Annotated in this window: 28 protein-coding genes and 1 pseudogene; 14 read left to right on the forward strand and 15 right to left on the reverse strand. The window is 61.3% G+C overall.

Annotated elements, in window-relative coordinates:
- Positions 1–492: 492 nt before the first annotated feature.
- The 3 genes from BES08_RS14090 to BES08_RS14100 all read right to left on the reverse strand — a co-directional run bounded on the left by BES08_RS14090 (position 493) and on the right by BES08_RS14100 (position 3031).
- The gene (locus BES08_RS14090; RefSeq protein WP_069709270.1) at positions 493–1527 is read right to left on the reverse strand and encodes an IS110 family RNA-guided transposase; all 1035 of its coding nucleotides are present in this window, start codon (positions 1525–1527) and stop codon (positions 493–495) included.
- An 84-nt stretch (positions 1528–1611) separates the two neighbouring features.
- Positions 1612–2730, reverse strand: a complete 1119-nt coding sequence (locus BES08_RS14095) for a type II toxin-antitoxin system HipA family toxin (RefSeq protein WP_083274686.1) — start codon at positions 2728–2730, stop codon at positions 1612–1614.
- Positions 2714–3031 carry a type II toxin-antitoxin system RelB family anti-toxin gene (locus BES08_RS14100; protein WP_069708666.1) on the reverse strand — a complete coding sequence of 106 codons (318 nt, stop codon included), beginning with the start codon at positions 3029–3031 and terminating at the stop codon, positions 2714–2716. Before BES08_RS14100 ends, BES08_RS14095 begins: the two co-directional genes overlap by 17 nt.
- Before the next feature lie 222 nt (positions 3032–3253).
- Here BES08_RS14100 and BES08_RS14105 point away from each other — a divergent pair, with 222 nt between their 5' ends.
- On the forward strand, positions 3254–3625 hold the full coding sequence (locus BES08_RS14105; RefSeq protein WP_156799867.1) for a hypothetical protein: 372 nt from the start codon (positions 3254–3256) through the stop codon (positions 3623–3625).
- Positions 3626–3661: 36 nt separating this feature from the next.
- Here BES08_RS14105 and BES08_RS14110 read toward each other — a convergent pair whose 3' ends face one another.
- The 10 genes from BES08_RS14110 to BES08_RS14145 form a co-directional block, all read right to left on the reverse strand.
- On the reverse strand, positions 3662–4063 hold the full coding sequence (locus BES08_RS14110) for a hypothetical protein (RefSeq protein ID WP_069708668.1): 402 nt from the start codon (positions 4061–4063) through the stop codon (positions 3662–3664).
- Between the two features lie 43 nt (positions 4064–4106).
- On the reverse strand, positions 4107–4373 hold the full coding sequence (locus tag BES08_RS14115; RefSeq protein WP_069708669.1) for a TehB family protein: 267 nt from the start codon (positions 4371–4373) through the stop codon (positions 4107–4109).
- A gap of 50 nt (positions 4374–4423) precedes the next feature.
- Positions 4424–4771 carry a universal stress protein gene (locus BES08_RS14120; RefSeq protein ID WP_420873466.1) on the reverse strand — a complete coding sequence of 116 codons (348 nt, stop codon included), beginning with the start codon at positions 4769–4771 and terminating at the stop codon, positions 4424–4426.
- Positions 4683–4874, reverse strand: a complete 192-nt coding sequence (locus BES08_RS34700; protein WP_420873456.1) for a universal stress protein — start codon at positions 4872–4874, stop codon at positions 4683–4685. The genes BES08_RS14120 and BES08_RS34700 overlap by 89 nt, the downstream gene beginning before the upstream one ends.
- A 51-nt stretch (positions 4875–4925) precedes the next feature.
- Positions 4926–5366 (reverse strand): type II toxin-antitoxin system VapC family toxin, encoded by a 441-nt coding sequence (locus BES08_RS14125; RefSeq protein ID WP_069708670.1) that lies wholly within the window; start codon positions 5364–5366, stop codon positions 4926–4928.
- Positions 5366–5614, reverse strand: coding sequence for a type II toxin-antitoxin system prevent-host-death family antitoxin (locus BES08_RS14130; protein ID WP_197524383.1), 249 nt, complete (start codon positions 5612–5614; stop codon positions 5366–5368). The genes BES08_RS14125 and BES08_RS14130 overlap by 1 nt, the downstream gene beginning before the upstream one ends.
- A 113-nt stretch (positions 5615–5727) precedes the next feature.
- Complete coding sequence (locus BES08_RS34705) at positions 5728–6024, reverse strand: cytochrome b (RefSeq protein ID WP_156799868.1); 297 nt, start codon at positions 6022–6024, stop codon at positions 5728–5730.
- Between the two features lie 249 nt (positions 6025–6273).
- Positions 6274–6900 (reverse strand): invasion associated locus B family protein, encoded by a 627-nt coding sequence (locus BES08_RS14135; protein WP_069708672.1) that lies wholly within the window; start codon positions 6898–6900, stop codon positions 6274–6276.
- Positions 6901–7021: 121 nt separating this feature from the next.
- On the reverse strand, positions 7022–7894 hold the full coding sequence (locus BES08_RS14140) for an amidohydrolase family protein (protein ID WP_069708673.1): 873 nt from the start codon (positions 7892–7894) through the stop codon (positions 7022–7024).
- Positions 7891–8670, reverse strand: a complete 780-nt coding sequence (locus tag BES08_RS14145) for a GntR family transcriptional regulator (RefSeq protein ID WP_069708674.1) — start codon at positions 8668–8670, stop codon at positions 7891–7893. Before BES08_RS14145 ends, BES08_RS14140 begins: the two co-directional genes overlap by 4 nt.
- A gap of 139 nt (positions 8671–8809) precedes the next feature.
- Here BES08_RS14145 and BES08_RS14150 point away from each other — a divergent pair, with 139 nt between their 5' ends.
- A complete protein-coding gene (locus BES08_RS14150) occupies positions 8810–9586 on the forward strand; it encodes an alpha/beta fold hydrolase (protein WP_069708675.1) in 777 nt (258 codons plus the stop codon).
- A 21-nt stretch (positions 9587–9607) separates the two neighbouring features.
- Here BES08_RS14150 and BES08_RS14155 read toward each other — a convergent pair whose 3' ends face one another.
- Entirely contained in the window at positions 9608–11272 is a 1665-nt protein-coding gene (locus BES08_RS14155) for a GMC family oxidoreductase (protein ID WP_069708676.1), read from the reverse strand.
- Positions 11273–11421: 149 nt separating this feature from the next.
- Between BES08_RS14155 and BES08_RS14160 the strand changes: the two genes are divergently transcribed.
- From BES08_RS14160 to BES08_RS14205, 10 genes are all read left to right on the forward strand, one after another.
- Entirely contained in the window at positions 11422–12252 is an 831-nt protein-coding gene (locus tag BES08_RS14160) for an ABC transporter ATP-binding protein (RefSeq protein ID WP_231958232.1), read from the forward strand.
- A complete protein-coding gene (locus BES08_RS14165; RefSeq protein WP_069708678.1) occupies positions 12249–13061 on the forward strand; it encodes an ABC transporter permease in 813 nt (270 codons plus the stop codon). The genes BES08_RS14160 and BES08_RS14165 overlap by 4 nt, the downstream gene beginning before the upstream one ends.
- A gap of 39 nt (positions 13062–13100) precedes the next feature.
- Positions 13101–14147, forward strand: a complete 1047-nt coding sequence (locus tag BES08_RS14170; RefSeq protein WP_083274689.1) for an ABC transporter substrate-binding protein — start codon at positions 13101–13103, stop codon at positions 14145–14147.
- Positions 14148–14154: 7 nt separating this feature from the next.
- On the forward strand, positions 14155–15594 hold the full coding sequence (locus tag BES08_RS14175) for an NAD-dependent succinate-semialdehyde dehydrogenase (RefSeq protein WP_069708680.1): 1440 nt from the start codon (positions 14155–14157) through the stop codon (positions 15592–15594).
- Between the two features lie 31 nt (positions 15595–15625).
- A complete protein-coding gene (locus BES08_RS14180; RefSeq protein WP_069708681.1) occupies positions 15626–16813 on the forward strand; it encodes a cytochrome P450 in 1188 nt (395 codons plus the stop codon).
- Between the two features lie 10 nt (positions 16814–16823).
- Entirely contained in the window at positions 16824–17144 is a 321-nt protein-coding gene (locus BES08_RS14185; RefSeq protein WP_069708682.1) for a 2Fe-2S iron-sulfur cluster-binding protein, read from the forward strand.
- Positions 17144–18370: an NAD(P)/FAD-dependent oxidoreductase gene (locus BES08_RS14190; protein WP_069708683.1), complete on the forward strand. Its 1227-nt coding sequence runs from the start codon at positions 17144–17146 to the stop codon at positions 18368–18370. Before BES08_RS14185 ends, BES08_RS14190 begins: the two co-directional genes overlap by 1 nt.
- Positions 18371–18420: 50 nt before the next feature.
- On the forward strand, positions 18421–19197 hold the full coding sequence (locus BES08_RS14195) for an SDR family oxidoreductase (protein WP_069708684.1): 777 nt from the start codon (positions 18421–18423) through the stop codon (positions 19195–19197).
- A gap of 45 nt (positions 19198–19242) precedes the next feature.
- On the forward strand, positions 19243–20400 hold the full coding sequence (locus BES08_RS14200) for an FAD-dependent monooxygenase (protein ID WP_197524385.1): 1158 nt from the start codon (positions 19243–19245) through the stop codon (positions 20398–20400).
- Positions 20401–20501: 101 nt separating this feature from the next.
- The gene (locus tag BES08_RS14205) at positions 20502–21230 is read left to right on the forward strand and encodes a fumarylacetoacetate hydrolase family protein (RefSeq protein ID WP_069708686.1); all 729 of its coding nucleotides are present in this window, start codon (positions 20502–20504) and stop codon (positions 21228–21230) included.
- Between the two features lie 42 nt (positions 21231–21272).
- On the opposite strand, the pseudogene BES08_RS34710 reads toward BES08_RS14205, so the two are convergent.
- Positions 21273–21812: pseudogene (locus BES08_RS34710) on the reverse strand (DUF4158 domain-containing protein).
- A 290-nt stretch (positions 21813–22102) separates the two neighbouring features.
- On the opposite strand from BES08_RS34710, the gene tnpB reads away from it, so the two are divergent.
- Positions 22103–22432: an IS66 family insertion sequence element accessory protein TnpB gene (gene tnpB, locus BES08_RS14210; protein WP_197524388.1), complete on the forward strand. Its 330-nt coding sequence runs from the start codon at positions 22103–22105 to the stop codon at positions 22430–22432.
- 72 nt (positions 22433–22504) lie between these two features.
- Entirely contained in the window at positions 22505–24181 is a 1677-nt protein-coding gene (gene tnpC, locus BES08_RS14215; RefSeq protein WP_069708688.1) for an IS66 family transposase, read from the forward strand.
- Positions 24182–24286 lie beyond the last annotated feature (105 nt).

The raw sequence follows: 24286 nt of genomic DNA on the forward strand, positions 1-24286 counted from the left end.
CGCTACGGCGCCAGGCTCCACATCGGCGAAGCCTTTGTCTCGGAGATCGATCTGCGGAAATGAACAGGAAGCATCATGTCCGTTTGGCGGGTTCAATCCGCGCAGGATCCCAATATCGGCGTCATCGTCTTCACATGTTCGTCGATGCGTTCGAGCACCTTCCCCGGAATGACCGCGCGTTCGGGCAGCTCCCACCAGGTGGCGTTTACCCGCTCGACAATCTCAATGACTGCTTCTTTAATCGGGCATTGAGGTCAAGCTCCAATCTTCTCTTCCACTGCGTTTCGTCTTGGGCGGGTCACGCTTCTTTTCGTGGTCGGCGTACCGGCGCGAGCCGGAGCTGCCACAAGCATTGGTCGGATCGGGTCGGGGTGCCTTGCTTTCAGACGCGCTATGATGCGCAGCAGACATTTGCGGCTTGGCCCCGGCTCCCTCGTCCGCACCGGACGAACTGCAACGACGAGCTGGTTTTCCTGGTAGGCGAACACATCGTCAGGCGAGCGCCTCCTTCTCGACGTTGCAGAACAGAGTGCCATCGGTCCACATGGCATGGAGCAGGACAGCAAGCTTCCGCGCCACGGCGACCATTGCGCGTTTGCGACCCTTCCGGCGCGCCAGCCGGGCACCAAAGCTGCGCAGCGATGAAGGCTGGCCGCGGCCGTTCATGATCGTGTTGGCCGCCATGAACAACGCCGACCGAACTTCGACATCTCCGGCCTTGGATATGTGGCCTGGATTGTCCTTTTCTCCAGACTGGTAGCGTCTGGGGGTAAGCCCAAAATGGGCAGCCACCGTCTTCGAGCGTCGGAAGCGCTTAGGGTCATCCACTGCTGCCTTGAAGGTCAGCGCAGCGACAAAGCCGACGCCCGGCGCGGACATGAGCAGCTGGCAAATCGGATCATCATGCGCGATGGACCTGACGCGCTTATCGATCTCGAGAAATACGCGGTAAAGGTGACTGCGGGCATCCAGCAGCGGACCAAGCGCTTCGGCCAGCGCGGGATCTGCAATCACAGCCTGGCGCGCCATATCGTCGAACCGGGCATGATAGATCTGCGCCGGCAGTTTGAAGCCATAGACCTTGAGCAGGCCACGTACCTCGTTTTCGAGGTCGATGCGCCGCCGCAACAGCGCTTTGCGTGCCGCCAGCAGCGTCTTCAGCCGTTGGCTCTCAAGGCTCTTCACATGCACCTCGCGGTACCAGCCGGTGCGCAGGATTTGGGCAATGCCGCGTGCATCATTCCGGTCGGTCTTGTTGCGCAGGCTCGACAGGGTCGTCTTCACCTGCCGGGCTTCCATCACGACAACGCGGAAGCCTTCGGCCCGCAGCCCCGCCGTCAGCCACGGTGTGAGGTTGCCGGTCTCCAGCGCAACGCCATCAACATGCTCGGAAAAGCTTCGTATCGCGTCGGCAATCTCATCGATCTCCGAGGCAACTTCACGTTCAAGGCATACCTTGCCCTGCTCGTCGATAATGCACAGCGACGACGACCGCAGGCCAACGTCAACACCAACATAATGTCCCATCATAGTCTCCCTGCTTCTCAGTGGTCCAAAAGACCAACAATTATATCAGGGAACCCGCCTCATGCTCAGAGCGAGCCCGATTACCTATGCTTTCAGAACCGCGGGTTCCGCCAGCTTCGCGCGATTGGCGAAAGCCTTCCAGCGGGGCGCTGTCAGCGCCTTGAAGGATCTCTCGCCGCCGAGCGACAGCGCCAAAGTGTCAGCCGGGATATAGGGCACGGTTGATAGCACGTCGTAGATCGGGGAGAGTTTGGGCTTGTCGCTATTGCCGGGATAGATCAGCGACCAGTTCTTGAGGTGCATGTCGCCATTGCCCGTGATCACCGTCAAAGCCAGGCGGCGCACGAATTCGAGCGCGGCGGCTGGCGAAACCGCCATGCCCAGCGCCGAGGCGATATCGTGATAGGCCGCACCCTCGTATTTGCGCGCTGGATAGATGCCGAAGACCTGGGCGAAATCCTCGATATGGATGCGCGCGCCTTCGGGTCCGCGATCGAAGCGTTTGACGAGAAGAACCTTGCCATCGGACAGCGTGTCGAACTCTTCCGGTATGCCTTCGAAATCAGACTTCTCGACGAGTTCGCGCTCCGGTACGTCCATACCGATTGCCGCCGCCAGCGCCAGGTTTGCGAACTCATTCTCCGAAACCCCCGGGAACGAGGTCGAAGGGAACTTGGCGATGTATTGGCCCTGCCCGTCGCCCAATGGCAGGGTCAGGCCGCCGCCCTTGCCGGTGTTCTTCATTACAGACAGCTTCATCTGCACGCCTGCGAGAGAAAACCGCGCCTTTGGTTTGCCGTGTCCGGAATGTTCGGCGACGATAGTCGTGCCGTCGCTCGGCAGGACGCGGACAGCGCCTGGCAGGTCCGCGCCGAGGGCGGCGAGAAGGTCGAAATCGTTGCCGGCACGCACACTGCCGGCGTGGTGCTTTTCCATCGCTTCGCGCAGCTTGTCTTCTGGAAGAAGATTGGCGAAGAAGGCCGGCAGGGTGCCGGCAAGCGGTTTTGGGTCCTTGCGCAATCCGCCGGCCGCGGCTCGGAAGGACAGGCTGAGAACCGGAAAGCCGCCCGTTGCACGATAGGCCTCATCGAAGCTGAAGGCGTTGAAATCGCCCGGCGTCCTGACGATCGTTCCGACCTTGACGTCGGTCAGCAGAACATCGAGTGAGGGAATGGACTTCGGGGCCTTAACGGTTTGAGCCATGATCGCTCTCGTCCGGCTGAGTCAGGAAGGCAGGAAGGTCGTCTTCGTCGCTCGGCCGCAGCAGCGCGTTGACCGCAGGCACCATGGACAGCGGTATCAGCATCATCTCGAGACCAAGGGCGCGCGCGATGTTGACCAAGGTCGTGGCGCGGGCGGCAGCGGTGCCCGTCTCGATGTCGCGATAACGAGGGCGAGAGATGCCGGCGAGGTCCGCGACCTGCTCTTGTGTCATTGCCGAACTCAGCCGGGCTTGCTTCAGCAGAAGGCCGATTTCTCGCAGTGCATCAGATTCAGATTGCATAATGATCTCCTAACAGATCAACTCCGCCGACAAGGAATCGTATAGGGATCATTTCTGTTGTTGTCAATTAGGATGATCTGGCCACGGATCATATAGGATAGAAGAGATACGGAAACAGATCATCGACGGGCGACGGTGACTTCGTGCAACCCGGCAGATTCGACGGGTTGACCAGCCGTGCACGCTCTCCCACTCTCCTGGCACTGCTGAAGGAGGCACGAAGTGGAGAGCAACGACGGATGGCGCGTGGCACGCGAGCCCAACCTGCTTCAACGACTAAGGGCAAGGCGCGCCATGCAAGCCTATGAAAAGGCCCGCGTGCCTTATGACCAACTGGCCCGCCAGATTGAGACGCTCGAAGCGGAAAGGGAGGCGATGGTGCTTGCGATTGCGGCCCGCGTCAGGGCTGGGGAGACCATTGACCGCCGTTCTGGAGAAGAGCTGCTGCGATATAACAAGCTGTTCGCCGATCTCGAAAGACCGTGGGAAAAGGCCGAGGCGAACATGAAGAAGGCGCACGCGGCAGTGACAGAACTGCTGGATGAGCTGGGGTTCGAGGATGTTTCCGGGGTGGCCCCGGAGGACAAGGATTGATTGCCCGCTGACCGTGGCGCCGGTGCATTTTTTCGCTCAGCGGCGGATCGGGCGGCGCGCTCCGGCTTCAGCGAGGCTTTCCACAATGTCGGGCCAGGCTGGGTATGTTTCGACCAGATTGTCCATGAACTCCAAGTCCCGATCGATCCGGGCAAGAGCCTGCGCCCGCCAGGTGTCGTTATAGCTGATGCTCATCAGCGCGGCGCTTTCCATCACATCGATGTCCGGCGGCAGCTTCTCCATTACGGCGGTCACGAGGCCCGCCCATTGCTGCAACAGCAAGGCAGGACCGGGATCGGCGCGTTCCTTCAGCTTTTCGCCAAGCAGGCCGATCAGGGCCAGGAAGCGCGTTGGCCAGTCTTCTGCGCGCAATTCGTCGACCAGTTCGTCAACGCTATGACGGATGGCTTCGGGAAGGTGCTCGTAGAGCGATGTCACATTCCAATCCTCCAGGTCTGCCGATATACTACCGGTCGGTCCCCTATTCGCCCTTCGGAGCCGAATAAAACTCGACATACATGCGCACCGCGCCGAGCGGCTCGACCTCGTGCAACTGTTCCGGGACCACGACGCCCGGCGTTCCGGGCGTCAGCGTCGTCTGCGAGGCGGGTTCATAAATCCGGTAGATGAGCTCACCCTCGAGCACGTGGATCAACGCCCATGTTCCGGCCTTGGTGCTGTGTTGACGGCGTAGCGCGGCCGGCAACGTCGCCTCCGTGAATTCTGGGGAGCGACTGTAGGCGACCATGCCCTCCGGCAATCCTGTCATCACCCTTCCTCCATCAGTTTGACCTCTACTCAGCGCACGACCAACACTGGTACCGGACTATGCGCCAGAACTTCGGAGGTCTGGCTGCCGAGAAGCAGCCGGCCGATACCCCTGCGTCCGTGCGAAGACATCGCGATCAGACTGCAATCGCGATCCTTGGCAGCAGCGATGATCGCCTCCGCAGGCTGCGCGTCGGGAACATGCAGGGTTTCGGCGTCAACACCGAGCTTGTCTGCAGCTACCTTCGCGTCCGCGAGGACTTTGCCGGCAGCTTCCTTCTGGCCGGCGTCATACTCGGCCATTTCGTCCGGCCCCGGAACCCACCCGGGTCCGGCGGCGCCGGCATAGATGGGAAAGCGCTCGGTCACGGTGACGATGGTCAACCTTGGCTTCGAGACTTTTGGCCAGCGACAGGCCGTGATCGACGCCTTTCTGCGCCACGTCCGAACCATCGGTCGAGATGAGAATGTGCTTGTACATGCCTTACGTCCTTTCGGTTGGAGACGCTCGCCGATGCTTGGTGAACCAAAGTCAGCCAATGGGATTGCTGGTGGCTGAATAGGTCCAGGGGTTTACCAACTGCACGCCGAGCGGCAAGAAATCCGCGACATTGCACGTCGCGACGGCCAGCCCATGGGTCAGCGCTGTCGCCGCGATCATCGCGTCGGCGGTCGGTCGTTTCTGCGCCGTGGGCAGCGTGCCTGCGGCAAGCGCGGCTTCACGCGAGAAGTCGAGTACGCGCCCGTCGAAGACAGGGAGTACGATTTTGTCGAGCCAGCGGGTCAGATCGCGGGCGAATTCGGGATCGCGCCCTTCCTCACGCTGAATGCCGAACCTGATCTCCATCAGCGTCACCGACGAGATGAAAGCCTCGCCGATATCGTAGTCGCGCAGAAAGAGGCGGAACGCCTCGTCCTGACGGTCGGGACGGCGCGCCGCCGATACGACATTGGTATCGAGCAGGAGCGCCATCAGAACTCGACATCCCTGCCTTCGAAGCTGGTCCGATCGGGAAGGAAGTCCTTGTCGTCAGCCGCCTGCGGGTCACGCAGCGACTCGAGAAGGCTGGCCGAGCGCTTCCAGTTCGCGGCGAATTCGGCGTAGCGCACCAGAACATAGGCCTCTTCGCCATGATCGGTGATGACGACGGGTTGCTGGTCTGCTGCTTTCTTGGCCTTGCTCGGATTCTGGTTGAACGCGGCGCTCGTCATATAGGACATTCGCATGGCTCACCTTATCTAGTATCTTTCGCAATAAATATACTACATTGGCGTCGATCACAAGGTCGTTGGGGCCAGCATTTGGACCGGAGCACTCCCGAGCGGTTACTATGTCAGGAGCGTTTGGGTCTGGTTGCGAGCGGGCCAGCCGTCCTCGACATGGTCCCGTCCCTGAGCAAGGCATGGGCGACGGCCATCACAACGTGACCTGCTATGAGCGCGATGAGAATCCATACGAGGCGGCCGTGCAGCGCGGTGCCTGCGGCGAGCATCCATTCGGTTTTGTCGGATGCTGCGGGAACGACAGGGAGTCCGGCGGTAGACCATCCGTTACCATCACCGTAGATCCGGAGCACTGCGATCCCAGGAACAGCCACGGTGAGACCATCCAGCAGGATGTGGGACGGCACCTACGGCTCGGCCTTCAGGCCGTGATGTCGTGGGCGGCGGGAGATGCTGAGCAATCCCAAGGCCGCCCCCACGATTGCCACGACGAGGATAGCGAACGAGGATCATAGGCGGTCCTTGTCCGATGAGGAAGGGTCCGACCGGTGCGCCACGATCGCCATGGCCAAATTAGCAGTTGGCCGATCAACCCGTGGCGAGACGGATTGTCGGGCCACATGCAGCTGCCGATGCGATAACTTGGCGACATGGATTTATTTCGCGAGCTGTTCGGTTCGCGCTGCCGCGGCAGTGAAGCCGGTTAGGGAGACCTTGAACTCGACGGCTTCGCTGCCCGAGGCTGCGCCTCTGGCGGTGACGAGCAGGGTCGTGCCCTTCTTGAGGGCGTCGGTTGCGATGGTTGGGAATTTGACCGGGATGATGCAGCCGGTGGGAACGCAGGTGGTGAAGCGAGCGCCCTGGCCGAGCTGCTGGTCGTCGACTCTGAGGTTGACGGTTTCCTGGATGTCGAGGCCGAAGGGCATGACGAGGACGCCGGTGGTCGTACCCTCTACAGGTCCCCTCAGCTCGATGGCGAACACCTGCTGCCCGGTCTGGTTGTTGCCCTGGGCCTGGGACATTGTACAGAACTTCTGGTTGTTCTGAATCGCGCAATTGACCGTCCAGTCGCCAAAGCTCTCGGTGATGGAACTGGCACCGTTCGGCAGGGTGACGGTGGCGCCCGCCGGCGCAGCGCTGGTGGTGCCCGATGTGTTGGCTTGCGCGACCTTGATGGCTTCGGCCAGCCCCTCGCTCTGGATGGTTGCCCCGGTCGCAATAGCGTGGGTTTCGTTCAGGAGTGACTCCAGGGCGGGATCGACCGCGCCCTCCGGCGGTCGCATTTATGCGGTCGAAGAAGTTCGGACCGGTGACCTGATTAAACGCTGGCTTGTCGTGCGTTCGGCTGATCGTAAACAAGCCGGTGAAGCACCGCCCTTAAACAGCAGAGCCCTGATTGTTCGGTCAAAATTCGTACAGCCTGGCGGGATTCTCGCACAAGATCTGACGTAGCGCCGCAGGATCGGCCCAGCGGAATAGCGCATCTAGTAAGTCAGCGGCGTGTGGTGGATCCCGATCAAAATAGGCAACATGCGGCCAGTCAGAGCCCCATACGACTTTTGTTGGGGCCGCATCGGCTATGCGGCGGGCAACAGCGTCAATGTCTGTGAAGGGCGCGCCGTCGGATGAAAGCCGGTCTGCGCCGCTCAGTTTGCACCAGACGCTATTGGTAGCAAGCAGGTCCAGAAAGCGTCCGAAGTCTTCTGTCGCCAAATCGTCGGGGAGAGCCCGGCCGAGATGATCGACGACGAGAGTCACGCCTAATGCCAAATATCTGTCGAGGTCAGCCAATAGATCACGAAAGTGGATGAACAGCTGCAGATGCCAGCCTAGCTTGCGTAGGCGCGGCGCGAGCCGTTCGGCATCGGCTAGGGTAGCCCCTCCGACATATTTCAGGCCGGCACCGCTCCTCAGCAGATTTAGCCGTGCCCCCTTGAAACCGGCGGAACTGAGAGTCGAAAGGGTCGTGTCACTTTCAGAGCCATCCAGCACAGCAATGCCGCGCAACCGACACGAGAATTGCTGAATGGCGGACAGCGTAGCCGAATTATCGGCACCATAGGCCGTTGGCGTCACAACAACCGCGCGCTCAAGTCCCAGCGTATTGAGGTGGTGGATGACGTCGCTCGCGGCCAGATCGACCGAGTCGTAGCTGCGGTCGGCCGCTAGAGGGAAGGCAGACTGGGGGCCTAGAACATGAACATGGCAATCGCAGGACCCGATGGGCGCGCGCGTTGCACCGAGACGAGGCGGCGGTGGCGGACGTCCTATTCTCATCGTGACGTGACGCGGTCTTTCGCTGCAGGCGTTGTCCGACGCCGCGTACGCGCTTCCTTATCAGCGACGCTCGCGCTAGCGGCAAGATTGGCGCTCTGCTTGGCGATGACGCGCTCGGCAGTGCCGTTGAGGTGCTGTGCGATGACCGTGCACAGGCGATCGGCGTCCCGGTCCAGGGCTGCTTCCGTCAACGTCTTGTGCTCGGCAAGAACGTCGCGGCGCAGGCCCGCCATCTCGGCGTTCTGGTAGATGCGATTAAGCCGGCGATAGCGTTCCGATTGATCGAACAGATTATCGTGGAAGCGCAGGAGCCATTCGGAATCGCAGGCGGCTATGAGGGCGCGGTGGAAGTCGCGATGACGAGCACTCCAGTCCTCTTTTCCTTCGCCCGCCGCTTCGTCGTCGAAATATTTGGTTTTAACCAACCGGTGGAAGGCGGCCACTACGCCCGCTTCCCACTCGGTGTCACCTAGCTCAACCGCGCGGCGCAGTGCCAGTTGCTCGATCTGGACGCGAACAAAGGTGATATCCCGCAGCTCACGCACGGAAACGCCCGCAACGCGGAAGCCGCGCTGCTCTTCGAGCTCGACCAGACGTTCGGCCGCGAGTTTCGAAAGCGCCTCGCGCGTCGCGCTCGGCGAGACGTTGAACCTCTTGCTCAACTCGACGATGTGCAGCTTGCTGCCTGGGATCGCCACTCCGTCAATGATCATCGCGCGCAGTTCGTGATATACATACGAAATCAGTGTTCGGCGCGCGTCGCGATCAGGGGACATCGATCGATGTTCCACGCAAACCCTCCCAAGGGCTGTTTCTGGGGAACATAGCCCCACCAAATTATGCAAAAATAGTTTTTGATGGACAAAATGTCAATCAATATTTCAAAATAGCGCAGTCGATCAACAAGGAAACATCATGCCGTATCAGCAGATTGAGGACACCGAAATCCATTACCGGATGTCGGGCTCGGGACCGGCGCTACTGCTCCTACACTCGCTGGGTGGATCCGTTGCGTTGTGGGATGACGTCACGCGGACGCTGAGCAAACGCTTCACAGTCGTGAGCTTCGACGCTCGAGGTCACGGCGACAGTCCGGCGCGAGGCGAGATTTCGGTGCAACGCTTTGCTCGCGACGGGGCGTTGCTCTGTGCAGCTCTGGGCATTGATCGGTTCATACCGGTTGGGCTGTCGATGGGCGGTCACGCGGCCATGCAGATCGCTCTTGATACGCCGGCCCGGGTGCGAGGAGTGATCATCGCCGACAGCTCGGCTGGTGGTCGCCCCGGCGGTGCCGCCCGCGTCGCGCAGGCCGCAGCGCGAATAGCTGAGATCGGCGCCGATGCCTATGCAGTGGAGTATTCGCGAAGCCGGCTTGCCAAGGCCGCATCCGAGGCAGCGGTGAGGGCCTTCGCTGATTTGTCCCGTCCAACCATTCCCGATGTCTTCTTACTCCAGTTGACGTCGATCCAGAGTCAGGACTGGACAGCGCGCTTAGGCGCCATTCGCGCACCGACTCTGGTGATCGTGGGCGACGAAGATTCAAGTACGCCTGTCGCTGAAGCGGCGCGCCTGCGCGACATGATTGCCGGTGCAAATATGGCCGTCATCGAGGGCGCTGGACATCTTTCGGTGATCGACAAGCCGGAAGCATTTGGGACACTCGTCGCCAACTTCGCAAGCAGTATCGTTTGACACCTTCGGCCGGGCCGGCCGCTAGATGCCGGCCGTGCCCAGCCAGTCGGCACTCATCTTTTCGGCGATCATGATCGTCGGAATGTTCGTATTTGCCGCGGGAAGTGTCGGCATCACCGAGGCGTCGCAGATGGACAGCCTATCGATGCCCTTCACCCGGCCAGAGCTGTCCGTGACGGCAAGCGCGTCATCGGCCGCCCCCATCTTGCATGTACCGGCAGGGTGCCAGACGCCCGCGGCGGCGCGCATGATGTAATTTTGCATGACGGCCGGCTGCGCCAGCAGATCGTCGACACGGGTCGAGGCGATAAGGCTCCTGATCAGCAGTGGCCGCAACCAGTTGATGTCCAAGGCCCGCCCGAGAACGTTCATCAGGAGACGGTTCTTCCATGTGCGAGCGGATGTGCGCCTGACGCGACGATCGTAGACGGCAGGGAAGGGGTCTGTCAGCAGTTTCCCGACCCGCGGGCCCTTCATAAGGCGAATCGCAGTGACAGCGCCGCGCGCCAGCCGGTCGCGATCGGCCGCCACATCGAGCATGTTAAAGTCAACTTCCGGCATCACTTGCGGGTCGAGAGAGGGGATCTCAACGCGACCAGTCGAGAGCGGTTTGTTCAGCCATACGAAGAAGAGGGCAAGCCGCTGCCCGACGGCATGCCAGCCGGACCGGACAGACACCGCCATATACATGTCTGACCGCGGCGCACCGGGCGCCTCCGACGAAAATCTGAAGCACAGTTCTCCCGGACGATCTGGCCTGGGTCTTGCAACGCCTCCGGCGTGATGCAGATAGCCGGAAAAGGTGAGGCCAGGATGTTCACGCAAATTTCGACCGACGCCCGGCATGTCGCGAACGACGTTGCGGCCCACGCGCTTAAGGACCTCGGCAGGCCCGAGACCCGATCGCATCATGATGGCCGGCGTCTGCAAGGCGCCGGCGCTGAGGACGATTTGCCGACCATTCAGCTCGGTGCCGTCGGCCAGTCTGACGCCGACGGCGACATGGTCACACAACAGCACCTGATCTACAAGCACGTTGGTCTTGATCTCGAGATTGGGCCGCTGGCGGACCGCATCATCGAGATAATTAAATGCGACGGCTTCGCGGCGACCGTCGATGTTGGAGATTGCAGACGAGAAGTAGCCATCGATGAAAGTGCCATTCTGGTCGCCGATATCGGTGAACCCAAGGTCTTCGAGGTCCGCTGCTACGGCTTTGGCCAATGGCTGCCACCCGGCTTTGGGAATACGCCGTATAGGGATCGGGCCGTCGTTCCCATGCAGGGGGCCCGTATAGTCGAGGTCACGCTCCAGGCGCCGGAAATAGGGTAGGACCGCAGCCCAGTTCCAGCCGTTCGCGCCGAGTTGTGCCCATTCGTCGTAATCTGCTGGCAGACCGCGATTGGTGACCTGCGCATTGACCGTGGAACCGCCACCGATCACGCGACCCTGCTCGTAGAATCGTGGTGCGGTGGCGGCGGTCTGTCTCGCCTTCATTTGCGGCCATAGATAGGCTGGTTGCAGCCCCGCCATCGGGTCCGCCGATTGAATTGAGGCGGGCGCCGAGGCGCGACGGATGTCCGGGCCGGCCTCCAGTAGCAGGACGCGCCGCTTGCTGTCAGACGACAGCCGGTTGGCCAGTACAGATCCGGCAGAGCCGCCACCCACGATGATGTAATCAAACATGACAGGACCTCCAGGTTCCCTCCGATCTGCCTGAATCATATTATGGCTGCAAGAAAAATATTTATTGACTCAAAAACGATCTCGTAGCCAAAGTCGTCACGATCCGATACAGCCTTTATCGTTGTTGAGGAGGGGGAGGGGATTTGAACGTGATCGCAAAGCTAGAGCGGCCCGTTTCGGCAGATGGTCGCGTGGCGCAGCCGACTGCCTCGGCTGGTCGTGTCCTGCAACTGGATGCAGTTGCCAAAACCTACCCGACTGTCGGCAGGGGTACGATCAGAGCCGTTGACAGTGTCACCGCCGAGTTCAGCGCGGGCGAGTTCGTCTCGATCCTGGGCCCATCTGGCTGCGGCAAGAGCACCCTTATGATGATGATCGCCGGGTTGCTGCTCCCCAGCGAGGGGCGCATCGTCCACGCAGTGGCCGATGGAGATGAAAACCGCTTCGGCATCGTCTTCCAGGATGCCATTCTGCTACCGTGGCGAAACGTGCTCGGCAATGTCGAGCTTCCGGGAGAGGTCCGCAAGGTGTCGCGGTCCGCTCGCCGCCAGAAAGCGCTCGATATGATCGAGTTGGTCGGCCTGAAGGGCTTTGAGGACAAATTTCCCAATGAGCTGTCGGGTGGCATGCAGCAACGAGTTGCTATCGCCCGTGCGCTGACGCTGGACCCGTCATTGCTGCTCATGGATGAGCCGTTCGGCGCGCTCGACGCGATGACCCGCGATCAGATGAACCTGGAACTTCAGCGTATCAGCCTGCAGACGGGAGCCACTGTGGTCTTCGTTACGCACTCAATTTCGGAAGCGGCGTTCCTGTCGGACCGCGTGATGGTGATGACGGGGCGTCCCTCGACGGTCAAGGAGATCGTGCGGATAGATATCCCGCGGCCGCGCCCTATCGACCTGCTGTCCTCGGATCTGCTGGGTCGACATATCTCGCACATCCGAGCGATCTTTGACGAAGGTGCCAAACACGCATGAGCGTCTCAACTGAAAATGCCAGCCGCCCCGTGTTGCTTGGCCTGCTGCCGAACTGGCTACTCTCCACTCTGGTTGTCATCGCCCTGATTGGTGTCTGGCACGTATCCACATTGGCCTTCGCGGTGCCGGCCTATCTTATCCCCACACCTGCGAGTGTCGGTGCCAAGATTATCGCCGACCTGTCGAGCGGTGCCATCGTGCCCCACTTTATGCTGACGTTGACCGAAGTACTGATCGGATTCGCGATTGCTGCGGTGCTCGGTGTGGGCATAGGAACGATGCTGGGCCTGATGCCGAAGGTGAACCGCGCGCTCTATCCGATAATTCTGGCGTTCCAGACGGTCCCGAAGGTGGCGTTGGCGCCGCTGTTCCTGATCTGGTTTGGCTTTGGTATCACGTCCAAGATCGTCACCGTTGCAACGATCGTGTTTTTTCCGATCCTGGTGAACGTTGTCGTCGGCCTGAGCACCGTCGACGCCAGACGCATCCTGCTCATGCGCTCGCTTCGAGCTTCGCCGTTGCAAACCTACTTCAAGGTACGCTTCCCTAGCTTGCTGCCGTTTCTGTTCGCCGGGCTCGAAGTGGCGATCGTCTTCTCGGTTACTGGCGCAATTGTTGGTGAGTTCATCGGCGCCTCGGCTGGCCTGGGTGCGATCATCGTGCAGCGGCAGGCAATGGCGGACGTCGAGGGCGTGTTTTCCGTGCTGTTCTTCATGTCGGCCATGGGGCTCGGATTGCATGCAATTCTCAAGCTTGTCTCGATGCCGCTGGTTGCCTGGTCGCAAACTGAACGAATCCTGCCGACCTGAAGCAGAGCGGCGCCAAAGAAAATAACGAAGGAGGAAGACATGCATTCTAATTTTGTGCGACAGTTTATTGCGGCATCAGTACTAGCGATCGCAGCTATCGGAACGGCAAATGCCGAGCCGCTGCGTTTTATCCAGGGCGCGCCGCCATCTGTGTCGATGGTGGAATTCTACGTTGCGCAAGAAGCTGGCTTCCTGGCCACGGCTGGTCTTGAGCCCGATGTGAACTATGCCCAGAACGGCGCCGTCGCGACCCAACTGGTCGCGTCTGACCACGGCGATGTCGGCCTGATCACGCTCGAGCCCTACGTTGCCTCGTTCGATAAGGGAATGGGAGGCAAATTCATCGCGACGATTGGCGATCAGAACCTGTTCTATGTCGGCGTACCGGTCGACAGCGACATCACCACGTTCGCCCAGCTCGAAGGCAAGACCATCGGAGTACTGAGCATGGGCAGCTCCAGCATCTACTACGCTAAGGCGATGGCAAAGGAAGCGGGCTTTACGCTTGCCGATACCTCCTTCGCACCGGTCGGCATGGGCGATTCCGCGTTGAATGCGTTGCGCACGAACCAAGTCCAAGCCTTGGCCCTGCACCGTCCGGCATTCGCCGCGCTCGAGCGCTCTGGCTTTGCCTTCCGCTACTTCAAGGACGATGCTATCTCGGGCTTCAGCAATTACGGCCTGTTCGTGTCGGACGCGACCCTGGCCGGCCAGCGCGACAAGCTGGTGCGGTTCCTCGGTGCTATGCTGAAGGCGGAACTGTTCGTCAAGACCAACCCGGAAGCCGCTCTGCGCATCTACTGGAAGATCCAGCCGGAAGCGAGGCCAGCGGGTGATGAGGCTGCGGCAGTCGAGGTCGGCCTGTCCGAGCTCAACTTCGAACTCGACAACGCCTCGGGCAATGAACGTATCCGTCCGTTCGATGCCGACAGAACGCAGGGCCTGCTGGACGTGCTGAAGTCGGAGGGCGTTGCTTCGGCCTCGATCACCGTAAGCGACATCGTTGATGGCAGCCTGTTCGCCGAGGCAGCGGCCCTGGTCGACCGTGACGCTGTCGTCCAGCTCGCGACCGACTGGAAGAACTGAGGCAAAGATGTATCCCCGACTCGCACTTTTCATTGCTGGCCAAGAGATCGACGCGGGCTTGCCGACGCGGCCGGTGATTAACCCGGCCACAGGTGAGACTGTCGGCGACCTGCCGTTGGCTCAAGCCGGGGATATCGAGCGCGCGGCAGCGGCGGCGGCCGCCGCCTTCGGACCGTGGAAGAGCCAGACCTCATTGGTCCGTGCTCGCGTTTTGCAAGCGATCTCGGCATCCATTCGCAACAAGCAGCGCGACCTGGCGGCGATCCTGACGACTGACCAGGGCAAGCCCCTCGCGGAAGCCGAGATCGAAGTCGGCAACGCTGCCGATGCTTTCGAGTGGATGGCGGAGGAGGGCAAGCGTGTATACGGACGGATCATCCCATCTCGACTGCCCGGCAGTGATTTCGCCGTGCTGCGCGAGCCCGTGGGACCAGTCGCCGCGTTTGCACCGTGGAACTTCCCGGTGGCGCTTTCCTGCCGCAAGATTGCCACGTCGCTAGCTGCGGGCTGTCCGATCGTCATCAAACCAGACGAAGAGACGCCGGGAGCACTGGTCGCGATCGCGCGTCTCATCCACGAACTGGACGTGCCGCCCGGTTTGGTGAACCTCATCTTTGGCGATCCGGAGCAGGTGTCGTCGCAACTGATTGCCGATCCGAGAATTCGGAAGATATCGTTCACCGGCTCCACCTCGGTGGGTCGGCGCCTGGCTGGGCTGGCAGCGCAGCAGCTCAAGAAGATTACGCTCGAACTTGGCGGTCATGCTCCCGTCATCGTGACGAATGACGTCGACGTCGATCGCGTGGTGGAATTGAGTGTAGCGGCGAAGTTCCGCAATGCCGGTCAGATCTGCATGTCGCCCAGTCGCTTCATCGTGGACAACAGTATCAAGGCAGAGTTCGTCGACAAGTTCGCCGCCGCTGCGGCAAAGCTCATCGTAGGAAATGGTGCCGATGCCCAGACTCGCATGGGGCCGCTCGCCAACACACGTCGGGTCGCGGCCGTCGAGGCTCTGGTCGAGGATGCCATCGCCAAAGGTGCGCGCCATGTTACGCCGCATCCCCAGAGTGGAGCTCTGCCGGGTCCGCTCTTTTATCCGCCAGTTGTCCTCGACGACGTGCCCGACACGGCGCGGATGATGCATGAAGAGCCTTTTGGCCCGATCGCGCCGATAGTGGGTTTCGATACACTTGACGAGGCGATCGCACGCGCCAACGCGACTGAATTTGGCCTCTCTGCGTATGCCTTCACCAACTCGATGACGGCGATGCGACGGATTCGGGACGAGGTGCAGGCGGGCACCGTATCGATCAACAGTTTCGCCGCAGCAATGGCCGAAGGGCCATTCGGCGGCGTCAAGAATAGTGGCATCGGCTCTGAGATGGGCACCGAGGGCCTGGCGGATCACTTCACCTCCAAAGCCTTTCTGCTACTCGACCATCCCTGAGCGCTAGCCGGCTGAGACAAGGACACACAGAATGCGCAGTTATTCAGCGAGCGAGTTCGATCCGTTCTCCGAAGCTTATTTGTCGTCGCCTTATCCGTTTCACGAGCAATTGCGAGCTGCCGGCTCGGTCAGTCACTTTGCCGCATATGATGTCTACGGCATCATTCGTCACAAGGACGTGGCGGCCGCGCTGGGTGACTGGAAGACTTTCAGTTCGGCGGATGGCGTTGGGCTAGAACGCTTCTCCGAAGGGACGATGCGGCGAACACAGTCGCTGCTGCTGGAGGCCGATCCCCCTAATCACACCGCCATGCGTGCCGTCATCGGACGCGTGCTCTCGCCGCTGGTGATACGGCAGCTGCGAAGCAGATTTGAAGAAGAGGCGGGTCAGCTCGTCGATCGATTGCTGGACCTGCGTGAGTTCGATGCGGTCAAGGATATGGCCGAGTTCTTCCCGGTCAAGGTTTTCCCTGACGCCATGGGGCTTGGCCTTGAAGGGCGCGAGAAGCTGCTGCCGTTTTCGGACATGGTGTTCAATGCCTTCGGTCCGGAGAATGACATCTATGAACGTTCGGACAAGATCGGCCGTCCCGTGGTCGAGTGGCTACTCGACCAGACGAAGATGGAGAACCTAGCTCCTGGCGGCCTTGGGCGTCAGATCTGGGACGCGGCGTTGCGCGGCGAGATTGCCGAAAGGGAAGCGGCTAGCGTCATTCGCTCATTGCTCACGGCCGGCATGGACACAACAGTCAATGGGCTCGCTCACGCCGTCCTGGCGTTCGCCAGCTATCCCGCAGAGTGGCAGCGGCTAGTGGATAACCCGAGCCTGATCCGTCCGTCCTTCGATGAAATTGTGCGGTGGGAATCGCCGATTCACTCCATTTTGCGGACGACCACAAGCGAGGTCGTTGTCGGTGAACACGTCATTCCAGCCAAGGTAAAGGTCATCTTGTTTCTAGGCGCGGCGAATCGCGACCCAGATCGCTGGGAGGACCCCAATGATGTGCGCATCGGCCGTGATACGCAGGGCCACGTCGCCTTCGGTACGGGCATTCACGGCTGCCTGGGCCAGTTGATCGCGCGGCTTGAGGCCGAAGTCATCTTCGCCCAGTTCATTCGTCGCGTTCGCTCGTTCGAGCTTACCGGCGAACCTGTGTGGCGCCTGAACAACGCACTGCGCGGGCTTTCGTCGCTGCCGGTGCGCATCCTTCCGAACTGAGATCAAGACCATGCCTCAAGTCACTTTCCGCCTGCCAGATGGGACCGAGCACGACGTCGTCTGCGACAGCGGGACGTCGATCATGCGTGCGGCCGTGCAATCCGGCGTTCCGGGAATTGTCGGCGAGTGCGGTGGTTCGGCCCTGTGCTGTACCTGCCACGTATATCTGGACGAGTTCATCGGCAGTCAGTCCGAGATCAACCCGGTCGAGAATGAGATGCTCGAATGCACGGCCAGTCCCCGAAAGCCGAGCAGCCGGCTCGGCTGTCAGGTAGTTCTCGGAAGCGACAATGACGGCGCTACGATCATCGTTCCCGAGGCTCAGTACTGATGAGCGGCCCGATTGTCATCGTTGGCGCGGGACATGCTGGTTTTCAAGCTGCAGCCAGCTTGGCCGAAGCGAACCTCGGGCGACGCCTGGTACTGGTCAACGGCGAAGACGTGGCGCCGTACCAGCGGCCCCCGCTCTCCAAGGCTTATCTTTCCGCCAAGGCCGACGTCGGGAGCCTAGCGTTCAGGCTGCCTAGCTTTTACGAAACGTCAGGTATCGAGCTGACAACCGGAACCGCGGTTGGCATCGATCGGGCGGCGCAGGCTCTGCATCTCGCCGATGGCTCGGCCATGGACTTCGACAATCTCATATTGGCGTGCGGCGGGCGGGCGCGCCGCTTGCCGGTGCCCGGAGCAGAGCTTGACGGGGTATTCCGTCTTACGCGATTGTCCGACGCAACGGTACTGCGCGACCGCCTGCGTGGCGGCCTGCGAGTAGCGATCGTGGGCGCTGGCTTTGTTGGGCTGGAGTTCGCCTCGGTGGCCACCGCTGCCGGATGTGTCGTTACTGTGCTGGAAGCAGGCACACGGGCTGCTGCGCGCGCTCTATCGCCCCTCATGTCGGCGCATCTCGGACAGCGCCATGTCGACGCCGGCGTGGACATGCGCCTGGGCGCATCGGTAACTGCATTCGAGGGCATCGATGGCAGACTGGCGACTGTCGTGCTCGCATCGGGAGAGCGCCTCGACGTTGATCTCGTACTGGTGGCCATCGGCATAGACGCCGAAACATCACTGGCCGCCAACGCCGGACTGGAGATCGACAACGGCATAGTCGTCGACAGTCAATTCCGGACATCCGCACCCAACATCATGGCTATCGGTGATTGTTGCACCGTGACGTGGGCGGGTGGGGTCGGGCGAGTCCGGTTGGAGTCAGTGCAGAGCGCCACCGAGCACGGGCGCATCGTTGCGGCCGCATTGGCCGGACGACCGGTGCCGGCCATCGGTCTGCCCCTCTTTTGGAGCGAGCAGGTCGGCGTGATGTTGCAGATTGCCGGCCTGTCGCTCGGCATCGATGATTGGCTGGACTGTCATTTACCCAATGGGGCTTACGCAGTCTTCGGGTTCCGTCAAGACCGCCTTGCGGTGTGCGAAACGGCTCAGGCGCCGTCCCTGCATATGTTATCGCGTCGCATTCTATCGGCCCCGGGATCAATCACGCGCAGCCATCTCGTAAGGCATGAGCTGAATCTGAAGGCAGCCTCTGCGGACCTGGTCGCATGAATAATTTTCGGCAGCAGCGCAATACTAGAACGATTGGATAGTGGCAGGTTATGGATCTGGGGCTTCAAGGGAAAAAGGCAATCGTCTGTGCGTCCAGCAGGGGGTTGGGCCTTGCGTGTGCGGAAGCACTGGCCGCCGAGGGCGTTCATGTCGTGATCAACGGTCGCGATCGCGCCAATCTGGAGAACGTTGCGGCGACGATGGCCGCAAAGGGCTGGGCAGTTACGCCGATCGCGGCCGACGTTACGACGCGCGAGGGACAGGAAGCTCTCGCCGCTGCCTGTCCGGAGCCCGACATTCTGGTCAACAATTGCGCGGGGCCGAACCCGCGCGATTTCATGCTCAATACCGAGGAGGATTGGCGGCGCGCTCTTGAGAGCAACATGGTGGCGCCGCTGATGCTGGTGCGTCGCTTTCTGTCGGGCATGCAGGAACGTCGTTTCGGGCGCATCGTCAACATTACGTCTGCGATGGTAACGACGCCGCGTCCGCACATGACGCTTTCGGCGGGCGCCCGGGGTGGCCTGACGGCTGCCCTCAAGGGGCTGTCACTTGCCGCCGCGCCGTACAATGTGACGATCAACAATCTTCTGCCAGAGCGCTTCGACACGCAGCGGCAGGTCGACATGGCACACGACATGATGAAACGACACGCGGTCACCTATGAAGAGGCCCGCGCAATGCAGGTTCGCTCCATCGCCGCGCGGCGACTGGGTGATCCGCGAGAGTTCGGCGCGACCTGCGCTTTTGTCTGCAGCGGACTGGCAGGCTTCATGTCAGGCCAGAATCTGCACCTAGACGGTGGATCATATCCGGCCCTGGTCTGAGCCTTAGGGCGCGCGGCCGTCAACGGGAACGAAGGAGAATTGAGTATGAGCAAGCCAATCGAAGTTGCCGTCATCGGGGCGGGGATGGGGGGACTGGCCGTTGCTGCGATGCTGTCGCGCATTGGCTGCAAGGTCGATATCTACGAGCAGGCGCACCAGCTCGCCCGTATCGGCGCAGGCATCCAGCAGAGTCCGAACGCGACCGTGGTGCTGCGTGAACTCGGGCTGGAAAGCTGGCTACGAAAAAAGGCGTTCTACCCGCATTTTGGCGTCAGCAAGGACTGGGACACTGGTGCGATTACCAATGTCCTGCCGATGGGCGAGGCCATCGAGTCTCGCTATGGCGCGCCCTTCCTGCTCATGCATCGCGGTGATCTGCACGAGGGCATCCTGTCGGCCGTACCCGAGGGTATTCTGCATCTGAACAAGAAGCTGGTGGGCATTGAACCCAATGGCGGCCGACCCAAGGCGGATTTTGCTGACGGGACCGTTATCGAGGCCGATCTCATCATCGGCGCTGATGGCGTGCACTCCAAGACGCAGGAAATCCTGTTCGGCAAGACAGATCCTGTATTCAGCGGCCGCGTTGCCTATCGCACGACTTTCCCGGCGAGCCTTATGGGCGAATTGCAGATCGCTGACCGCACCAAGTGGTGGGGCCCCGACAAGCATATCGTCATCTACTATACGACGCGCGAGAAGTCGGAAGTTTACTTCGTCACCAGTCTGGTAGAGGAGGGGTTCTCGATCGAGTCCTGGTCGACACAGGGCGATGTTAACATGCTGCGCGATCACTATGCCGGGTTCCATCCGGAAGTGCAGGCAGTGCTCAAGGCGTGCCCCAGCGTACACAAATGGGCTCTTGTCGACCGTCAGCCGCTGGCGAGTTGGAGCACGGGCAGCGTCGCCCTGTTGGGCGATGCGTGCCATCCCATGACGCCCTACATGGCGCAGGGTGCCGCAACTGCGATTGAAGACGCCGCGGTGCTGTCGCGTTGCATCCAGCAAGTCGATCGCGACGGGATTTCGGAAGCCCTGAAGCTATATGAAGCGGTTCGCAAGCCTCGCACGTCGGCAATCCAAAAAACAGCAGCGGAGAACACTTGGATGAAGAACAAGACGGACGCCGATTGGGTCTATGGCCACAACGCCTGGACCGAGCCGCTCGTCGCTGCTGCGGATCCGCTCGTTTCGTCGGCCTGACGCCACGCCGGCGGTCAGCAGGCGACCCGCGGGTCGCTTGCTGGCGATACTTACGCCAATCCATGCCACCGCGACGACCGCGGTCCTCATTTGGAGCGAGAATGTCTTTCGAACGCAAAGAAGAGCAGACGACAGCGCATCGACTGTTCGCCTCGCCGACCTATCCTACAGTGCCCGTGACTGGTGAGCCGGGCCGTTACCCAGTCCACCGTATATTTTGTGTGGGCCGCAACTATGCCGACCATGCCAAGGAGATGGGCGCCGAGGTCGATCGTCAAGCGCCCTTCTATTTCATGAAGGATGCCCAGACCCTCGTCGCCAGCGGCAGCACGGTGCCCTATCCGCCCGGCACGTCGAACTTCCACTATGAGATGGAACTGGTCCTGGCTGTCGGCCAGCCGATTTTCCGCGCGTCGCGTTCGGACGCCGAGGCCGCTGTATTCGGCTACGCCTGCGGCCTCGATATGACCCGGCGCGATCTGCAGCTCGATGCGCGCGCAAAGCAACGTCCCTGGGACATCGGCAAGAACGTCGAGCGATCGGCAATCATCGGCCCAATCACCAGGCGCGAGGGCATAGGCGAAATGGGCCCACGGCGTATCAGCCTGTCGGTCGACGGCACGATTAAGCAGGATGCGCATCTGTCTGATTTGATCTGGAGCCCAGGTGAATTGCTGGAGCACCTCTCACAATTCTACCACTTGGCCCCGGGCGATCTGATCTATACCGGAACGCCGGCCGGTGTCGGACCCGTCGTGGCCGGTCAGCACATTCGAGGTGAGGTCGATGGTCTCGAGCCGGTTGAACTGACCGTGACCCCAGCTGAGTAGAGTGAGTCGCGGCGCTGGTGTGCCGTAAGCTCTGCACGACAGTTAAGCCAAACAGTGCGTGGGCGGTTCCCGCAGAACGGTCGGTGTCGACGGACAGGCGTTGATAGCCGCATTTCGGACAGACGAGAATTGTGTGCGTGTCGACTCTATCAGCGCTCTTTCAGCCCGTCTACGTGCAATGGCGCGCGCTGCAAGACCTATGCGTTCAATAGTATCGATGGCTGGCAGAAGAAGCTCACATTCGCGAAATGCGGCGACAATGCAATTCCTTATCGCTGCACCATCGTCGGACAGGGTGGCCGCCTGAATTGCTCCCAGTAACGCAGCTCGACGGTCCTGCGCTGTTGCTGTCCTTGTGCCCAGATAGGCCATCAAGCAGGCCGCGTGATCACGATCGGCCCGGGAATCGCATCAGGCAGAGCTGGACAGCAAAGCCAAGCTGGTGTGTTCCCGCCGTCGCAGTCCAATCTCAAGCCGGTCGGCCGCCGACAACGAGTAGTGCCTGATCAGGTTGTCCTCGTCAGTCGGTACATCGAAGAGCCTCGATCGATCCTGAGTTTTGGGAAGCCTCCGTTTCCCCATCGCACAACTCCGTCCACGACAAATCGATAGGGAACGTTGTCGAGTCGGGCCAGCGGAGAAACCGAAACTGGTGCGGCGCGGTGGCAATCCACAAGATCGGCTTCAGCATGTCCGTTCTGTCGAACAGTGTTGATTTCTGCTGAGAAGTGACACGACGAGGACGCTGGCACCGGGGGCGGGGTTATCGAGATTGGCATTGCGGGTGCCACGGTCCGCGTCGGCCCCATGGTGGGCGAGGATCACCTGCGCCGTGTCATCCGCGCCGTCCGCTCCGCATGATCCCCTCGGGTGTGAAGGTGTTCCTGGCCAGCCAGCCTGTGGACTTCAGGAAGGGACCCGATGGGCTGGTCGGTCTGGTTCGGGATGCGGGTGCCGATCCGTTCAATGGTTCGCTTTACGTGTTCCGCGCGAAACGGGCTGATCGGATCAAGATCGTGTGGTGGGATGGCACCGGCCTGTGCCTTTACGCCAAGCGGTTGGAGAAGGCGGCGTTCTGCTGGCCGCGGATCGGTCACAGCCGGGTCCAATTAGGCCATGCTCAACTGCTGGCCCTGGTCGATGGCATGGACTGGAAACGGGTGCGTGCGGTGCCAGTGAGCCGGCCACAATCGGCCGGGTAAAAGCCTGCGGCAGACTGACTCAGTGGCACAAAAACTGAGGCAAGCCGGGACTTTTTGTGCCATCCTACAGGCATGATCCCGGCCAATCCGCAGCAGCTTCCCGATGATGTTGACGCCCTCAAGGCGATGATCGCTGCTGCCCATGCCCAGAAGGCATCGGCCGATCAGGAGCGCCTGGCGCTGCAGGCCACGATCGCGGCCCATCGGGCAGAAATTAGCGTCCATCAGGCAGAAATTGCGGCCCATGAAGCCGAGATCGTTGCCATGCGCGCGGCAAAGACTGCCGATGCCGAAAAGATCGCTCGGTTGGAATCGATCGTCGCCATGCTCAAGCGGGCGCAGTTCGGGACACGCTCGGAAAAGCTGCGCATCGATCCGCTCGATGCCGAGCAGTTGGCCTTCGTGTTCGATGAGTTGCAGACCGGCCTTGGCGAGATCCGGGCCGGACAAGACAAGCGTGCGGGCGCTTCGGCGGTGCGGCCGTCTCGCCCCCGCAAGGGCTTTGCGCCGCACCTGGAGCGGGTCGAGCAGATTATCGAACCAGAGGTGCCGACCGACTGCGTGGGCCTCCAAGCTGTTCGCATTGGCGAGGACGTCTCCGAGCGCCTCGATGTAACCCCTGCCACGTTCCGCGTCATCGTCACCCGCCGCCCCAAATATGCTTACCGCCTGGCTGACGGCGAAGATCGCATCGTGCAGGCGCCGGCGCCCGATTACCTGATTGTCGGCGGCATCCCCACCGAGGCGCTGCTGGCCCAGGTGGCGGTCAGCAAATACGCCGATGGCTTGCCGCTTTACCGCCAGCAAGAGATCTATGCCCGCGACGGGGTGGAACTGGACCGTTCGCTGATGGCCCAGTGGATGGGCCGGCTCGGCTTCGAGCTCGAGCCGCTGGCCCAGTATGTGCTGCACACGATCAAGCAAGGCGAGCGCGTCTTTGCCGACGAGACCCGATTGCCGACATTGGCGCCGGGCTCTGGCAAGGTGAAAACCGCCTGGCTCTGGGCCTATGCCCGGGACGATCGACCGTTCGGTGGATCAGGACCACCCATGGTGGCCTATCGGTTCGAGGACTCTCGGTCAGGCGATTGCGTCGCCCAGCATCTGGATGGTTATCGCGGGATCCTGCAGGTCGACGGCTATGCGGCGTACAACCGGCTGGGCAAGGACCGTGGCGCCAATGATGCCATGACCCTGGCCGGGTGTTGGGCACACGCGCGCCGCAAGTTCTTCGACCTGCATGCCAGCGATGGCTCGCCCTTTGCCAGTGCCGTGGTCAAGGCCATGGCGCCGCTCTGGGCCATCGAGGAGGACATCCGCGGCCATGGTGCCGAACTGCGCGCCAGCATCCGCGCAGAGCGCTCCCGCCCCATCGTCACCGAGCTGTTCGTCATGCTCGAAAAGGAACTGCCGCGCATCTCAGGCAAATCCAAACTGGCCGAGGCCATCCGCTACACCTTGAGCCGCCGCGCTGCATTCGAACGCTTCCTAACCGACGGCCGCATCGAGATCGACTCCAACATTGTTGAACGGACGATCAGACCCCAGGCCATTACGCGCAAGAATGCATTGTTCGCCGGCTCCGATGGTGGTGGGCGGGCCTGGGCGACAATCGCCACGCTGCTGACCACGGCCAAAATGAACGGCATCGACCCCAATGCCTGGCTGACCCAAACCCTCGAGCGCATCGCTGGCGGTTGGCCCAACAGCCAGATCGCCGACCTCATGCCCTGGAACTTCAGGCCATAACGGCTTCGGCTACGCGCTTACGATTTGATAGATGTTCATAGATTTGTTCTGATCGGCGCGCCACCCTCCTTAAGGGTTGGCTTTATGGGTCGAGCCTAGCTCCCC

The organism is Novosphingobium resinovorum (assembly GCF_001742225.1).
In the GTDB taxonomy this organism is placed as follows: Bacteria; Pseudomonadota; Alphaproteobacteria; order Sphingomonadales; family Sphingomonadaceae; genus Novosphingobium; species Novosphingobium resinovorum_A.

Excerpts from the sequence above, each read along its gene's own strand:
- tnpC (WP_069708688.1), top strand. The coding sequence starts at position 22,505 with ATGATCCCGGCCAATCCGCAGCAGCTTCCCGATGATGTTGACGCCCTC.
- BES08_RS14095 (WP_083274686.1), bottom strand. The coding sequence starts at position 2,730 with ATGGCTCAAACCGTTAAGGCCCCGAAGTCCATTCCCTCACTCGATGTT.
- BES08_RS34700 (WP_420873456.1), bottom strand. The coding sequence starts at position 4,874 with ATGTACAAGCACATTCTCATCTCGACCGATGGTTCGGACGTGGCGCAG.
- BES08_RS14175 (WP_069708680.1), top strand. The coding sequence starts at position 14,155 with ATGTATCCCCGACTCGCACTTTTCATTGCTGGCCAAGAGATCGACGCG.
- BES08_RS14200 (WP_197524385.1), top strand. The coding sequence starts at position 19,243 with ATGAGCAAGCCAATCGAAGTTGCCGTCATCGGGGCGGGGATGGGGGGA.
- BES08_RS14165 (WP_069708678.1), top strand. The coding sequence starts at position 12,249 with ATGAGCGTCTCAACTGAAAATGCCAGCCGCCCCGTGTTGCTTGGCCTG.
- BES08_RS14115 (WP_069708669.1), bottom strand. The coding sequence starts at position 4,373 with ATGGTCGCCTACAGTCGCTCCCCAGAATTCACGGAGGCGACGTTGCCG.
- BES08_RS14130 (WP_197524383.1), bottom strand. The coding sequence starts at position 5,614 with ATGTCCTATATGACGAGCGCCGCGTTCAACCAGAATCCGAGCAAGGCC.
- BES08_RS14140 (WP_069708673.1), bottom strand. The coding sequence starts at position 7,894 with ATGAGAATAGGACGTCCGCCACCGCCGCCTCGTCTCGGTGCAACGCGC.
- BES08_RS14135 (WP_069708672.1), bottom strand. The coding sequence starts at position 6,900 with ATGCGACCGCCGGAGGGCGCGGTCGATCCCGCCCTGGAGTCACTCCTG.
- BES08_RS14125 (WP_069708670.1), bottom strand. The coding sequence starts at position 5,366 with ATGGCGCTCCTGCTCGATACCAATGTCGTATCGGCGGCGCGCCGTCCC.
- BES08_RS14155 (WP_069708676.1), bottom strand. The coding sequence starts at position 11,272 with ATGTTTGATTACATCATCGTGGGTGGCGGCTCTGCCGGATCTGTACTG.
- BES08_RS14170 (WP_083274689.1), top strand. The coding sequence starts at position 13,101 with ATGCATTCTAATTTTGTGCGACAGTTTATTGCGGCATCAGTACTAGCG.
- BES08_RS14150 (WP_069708675.1), top strand. The coding sequence starts at position 8,810 with ATGCCGTATCAGCAGATTGAGGACACCGAAATCCATTACCGGATGTCG.
- BES08_RS14205 (WP_069708686.1), top strand. The coding sequence starts at position 20,502 with ATGTCTTTCGAACGCAAAGAAGAGCAGACGACAGCGCATCGACTGTTC.
- BES08_RS14190 (WP_069708683.1), top strand. The coding sequence starts at position 17,144 with ATGAGCGGCCCGATTGTCATCGTTGGCGCGGGACATGCTGGTTTTCAA.
- BES08_RS14100 (WP_069708666.1), bottom strand. The coding sequence starts at position 3,031 with ATGCAATCTGAATCTGATGCACTGCGAGAAATCGGCCTTCTGCTGAAG.
- BES08_RS14180 (WP_069708681.1), top strand. The coding sequence starts at position 15,626 with ATGCGCAGTTATTCAGCGAGCGAGTTCGATCCGTTCTCCGAAGCTTAT.
- BES08_RS14145 (WP_069708674.1), bottom strand. The coding sequence starts at position 8,670 with ATGTCCCCTGATCGCGACGCGCGCCGAACACTGATTTCGTATGTATAT.
- BES08_RS14090 (WP_069709270.1), bottom strand. The coding sequence starts at position 1,527 with ATGGGACATTATGTTGGTGTTGACGTTGGCCTGCGGTCGTCGTCGCTG.
- BES08_RS14195 (WP_069708684.1), top strand. The coding sequence starts at position 18,421 with ATGGATCTGGGGCTTCAAGGGAAAAAGGCAATCGTCTGTGCGTCCAGC.
- BES08_RS14185 (WP_069708682.1), top strand. The coding sequence starts at position 16,824 with ATGCCTCAAGTCACTTTCCGCCTGCCAGATGGGACCGAGCACGACGTC.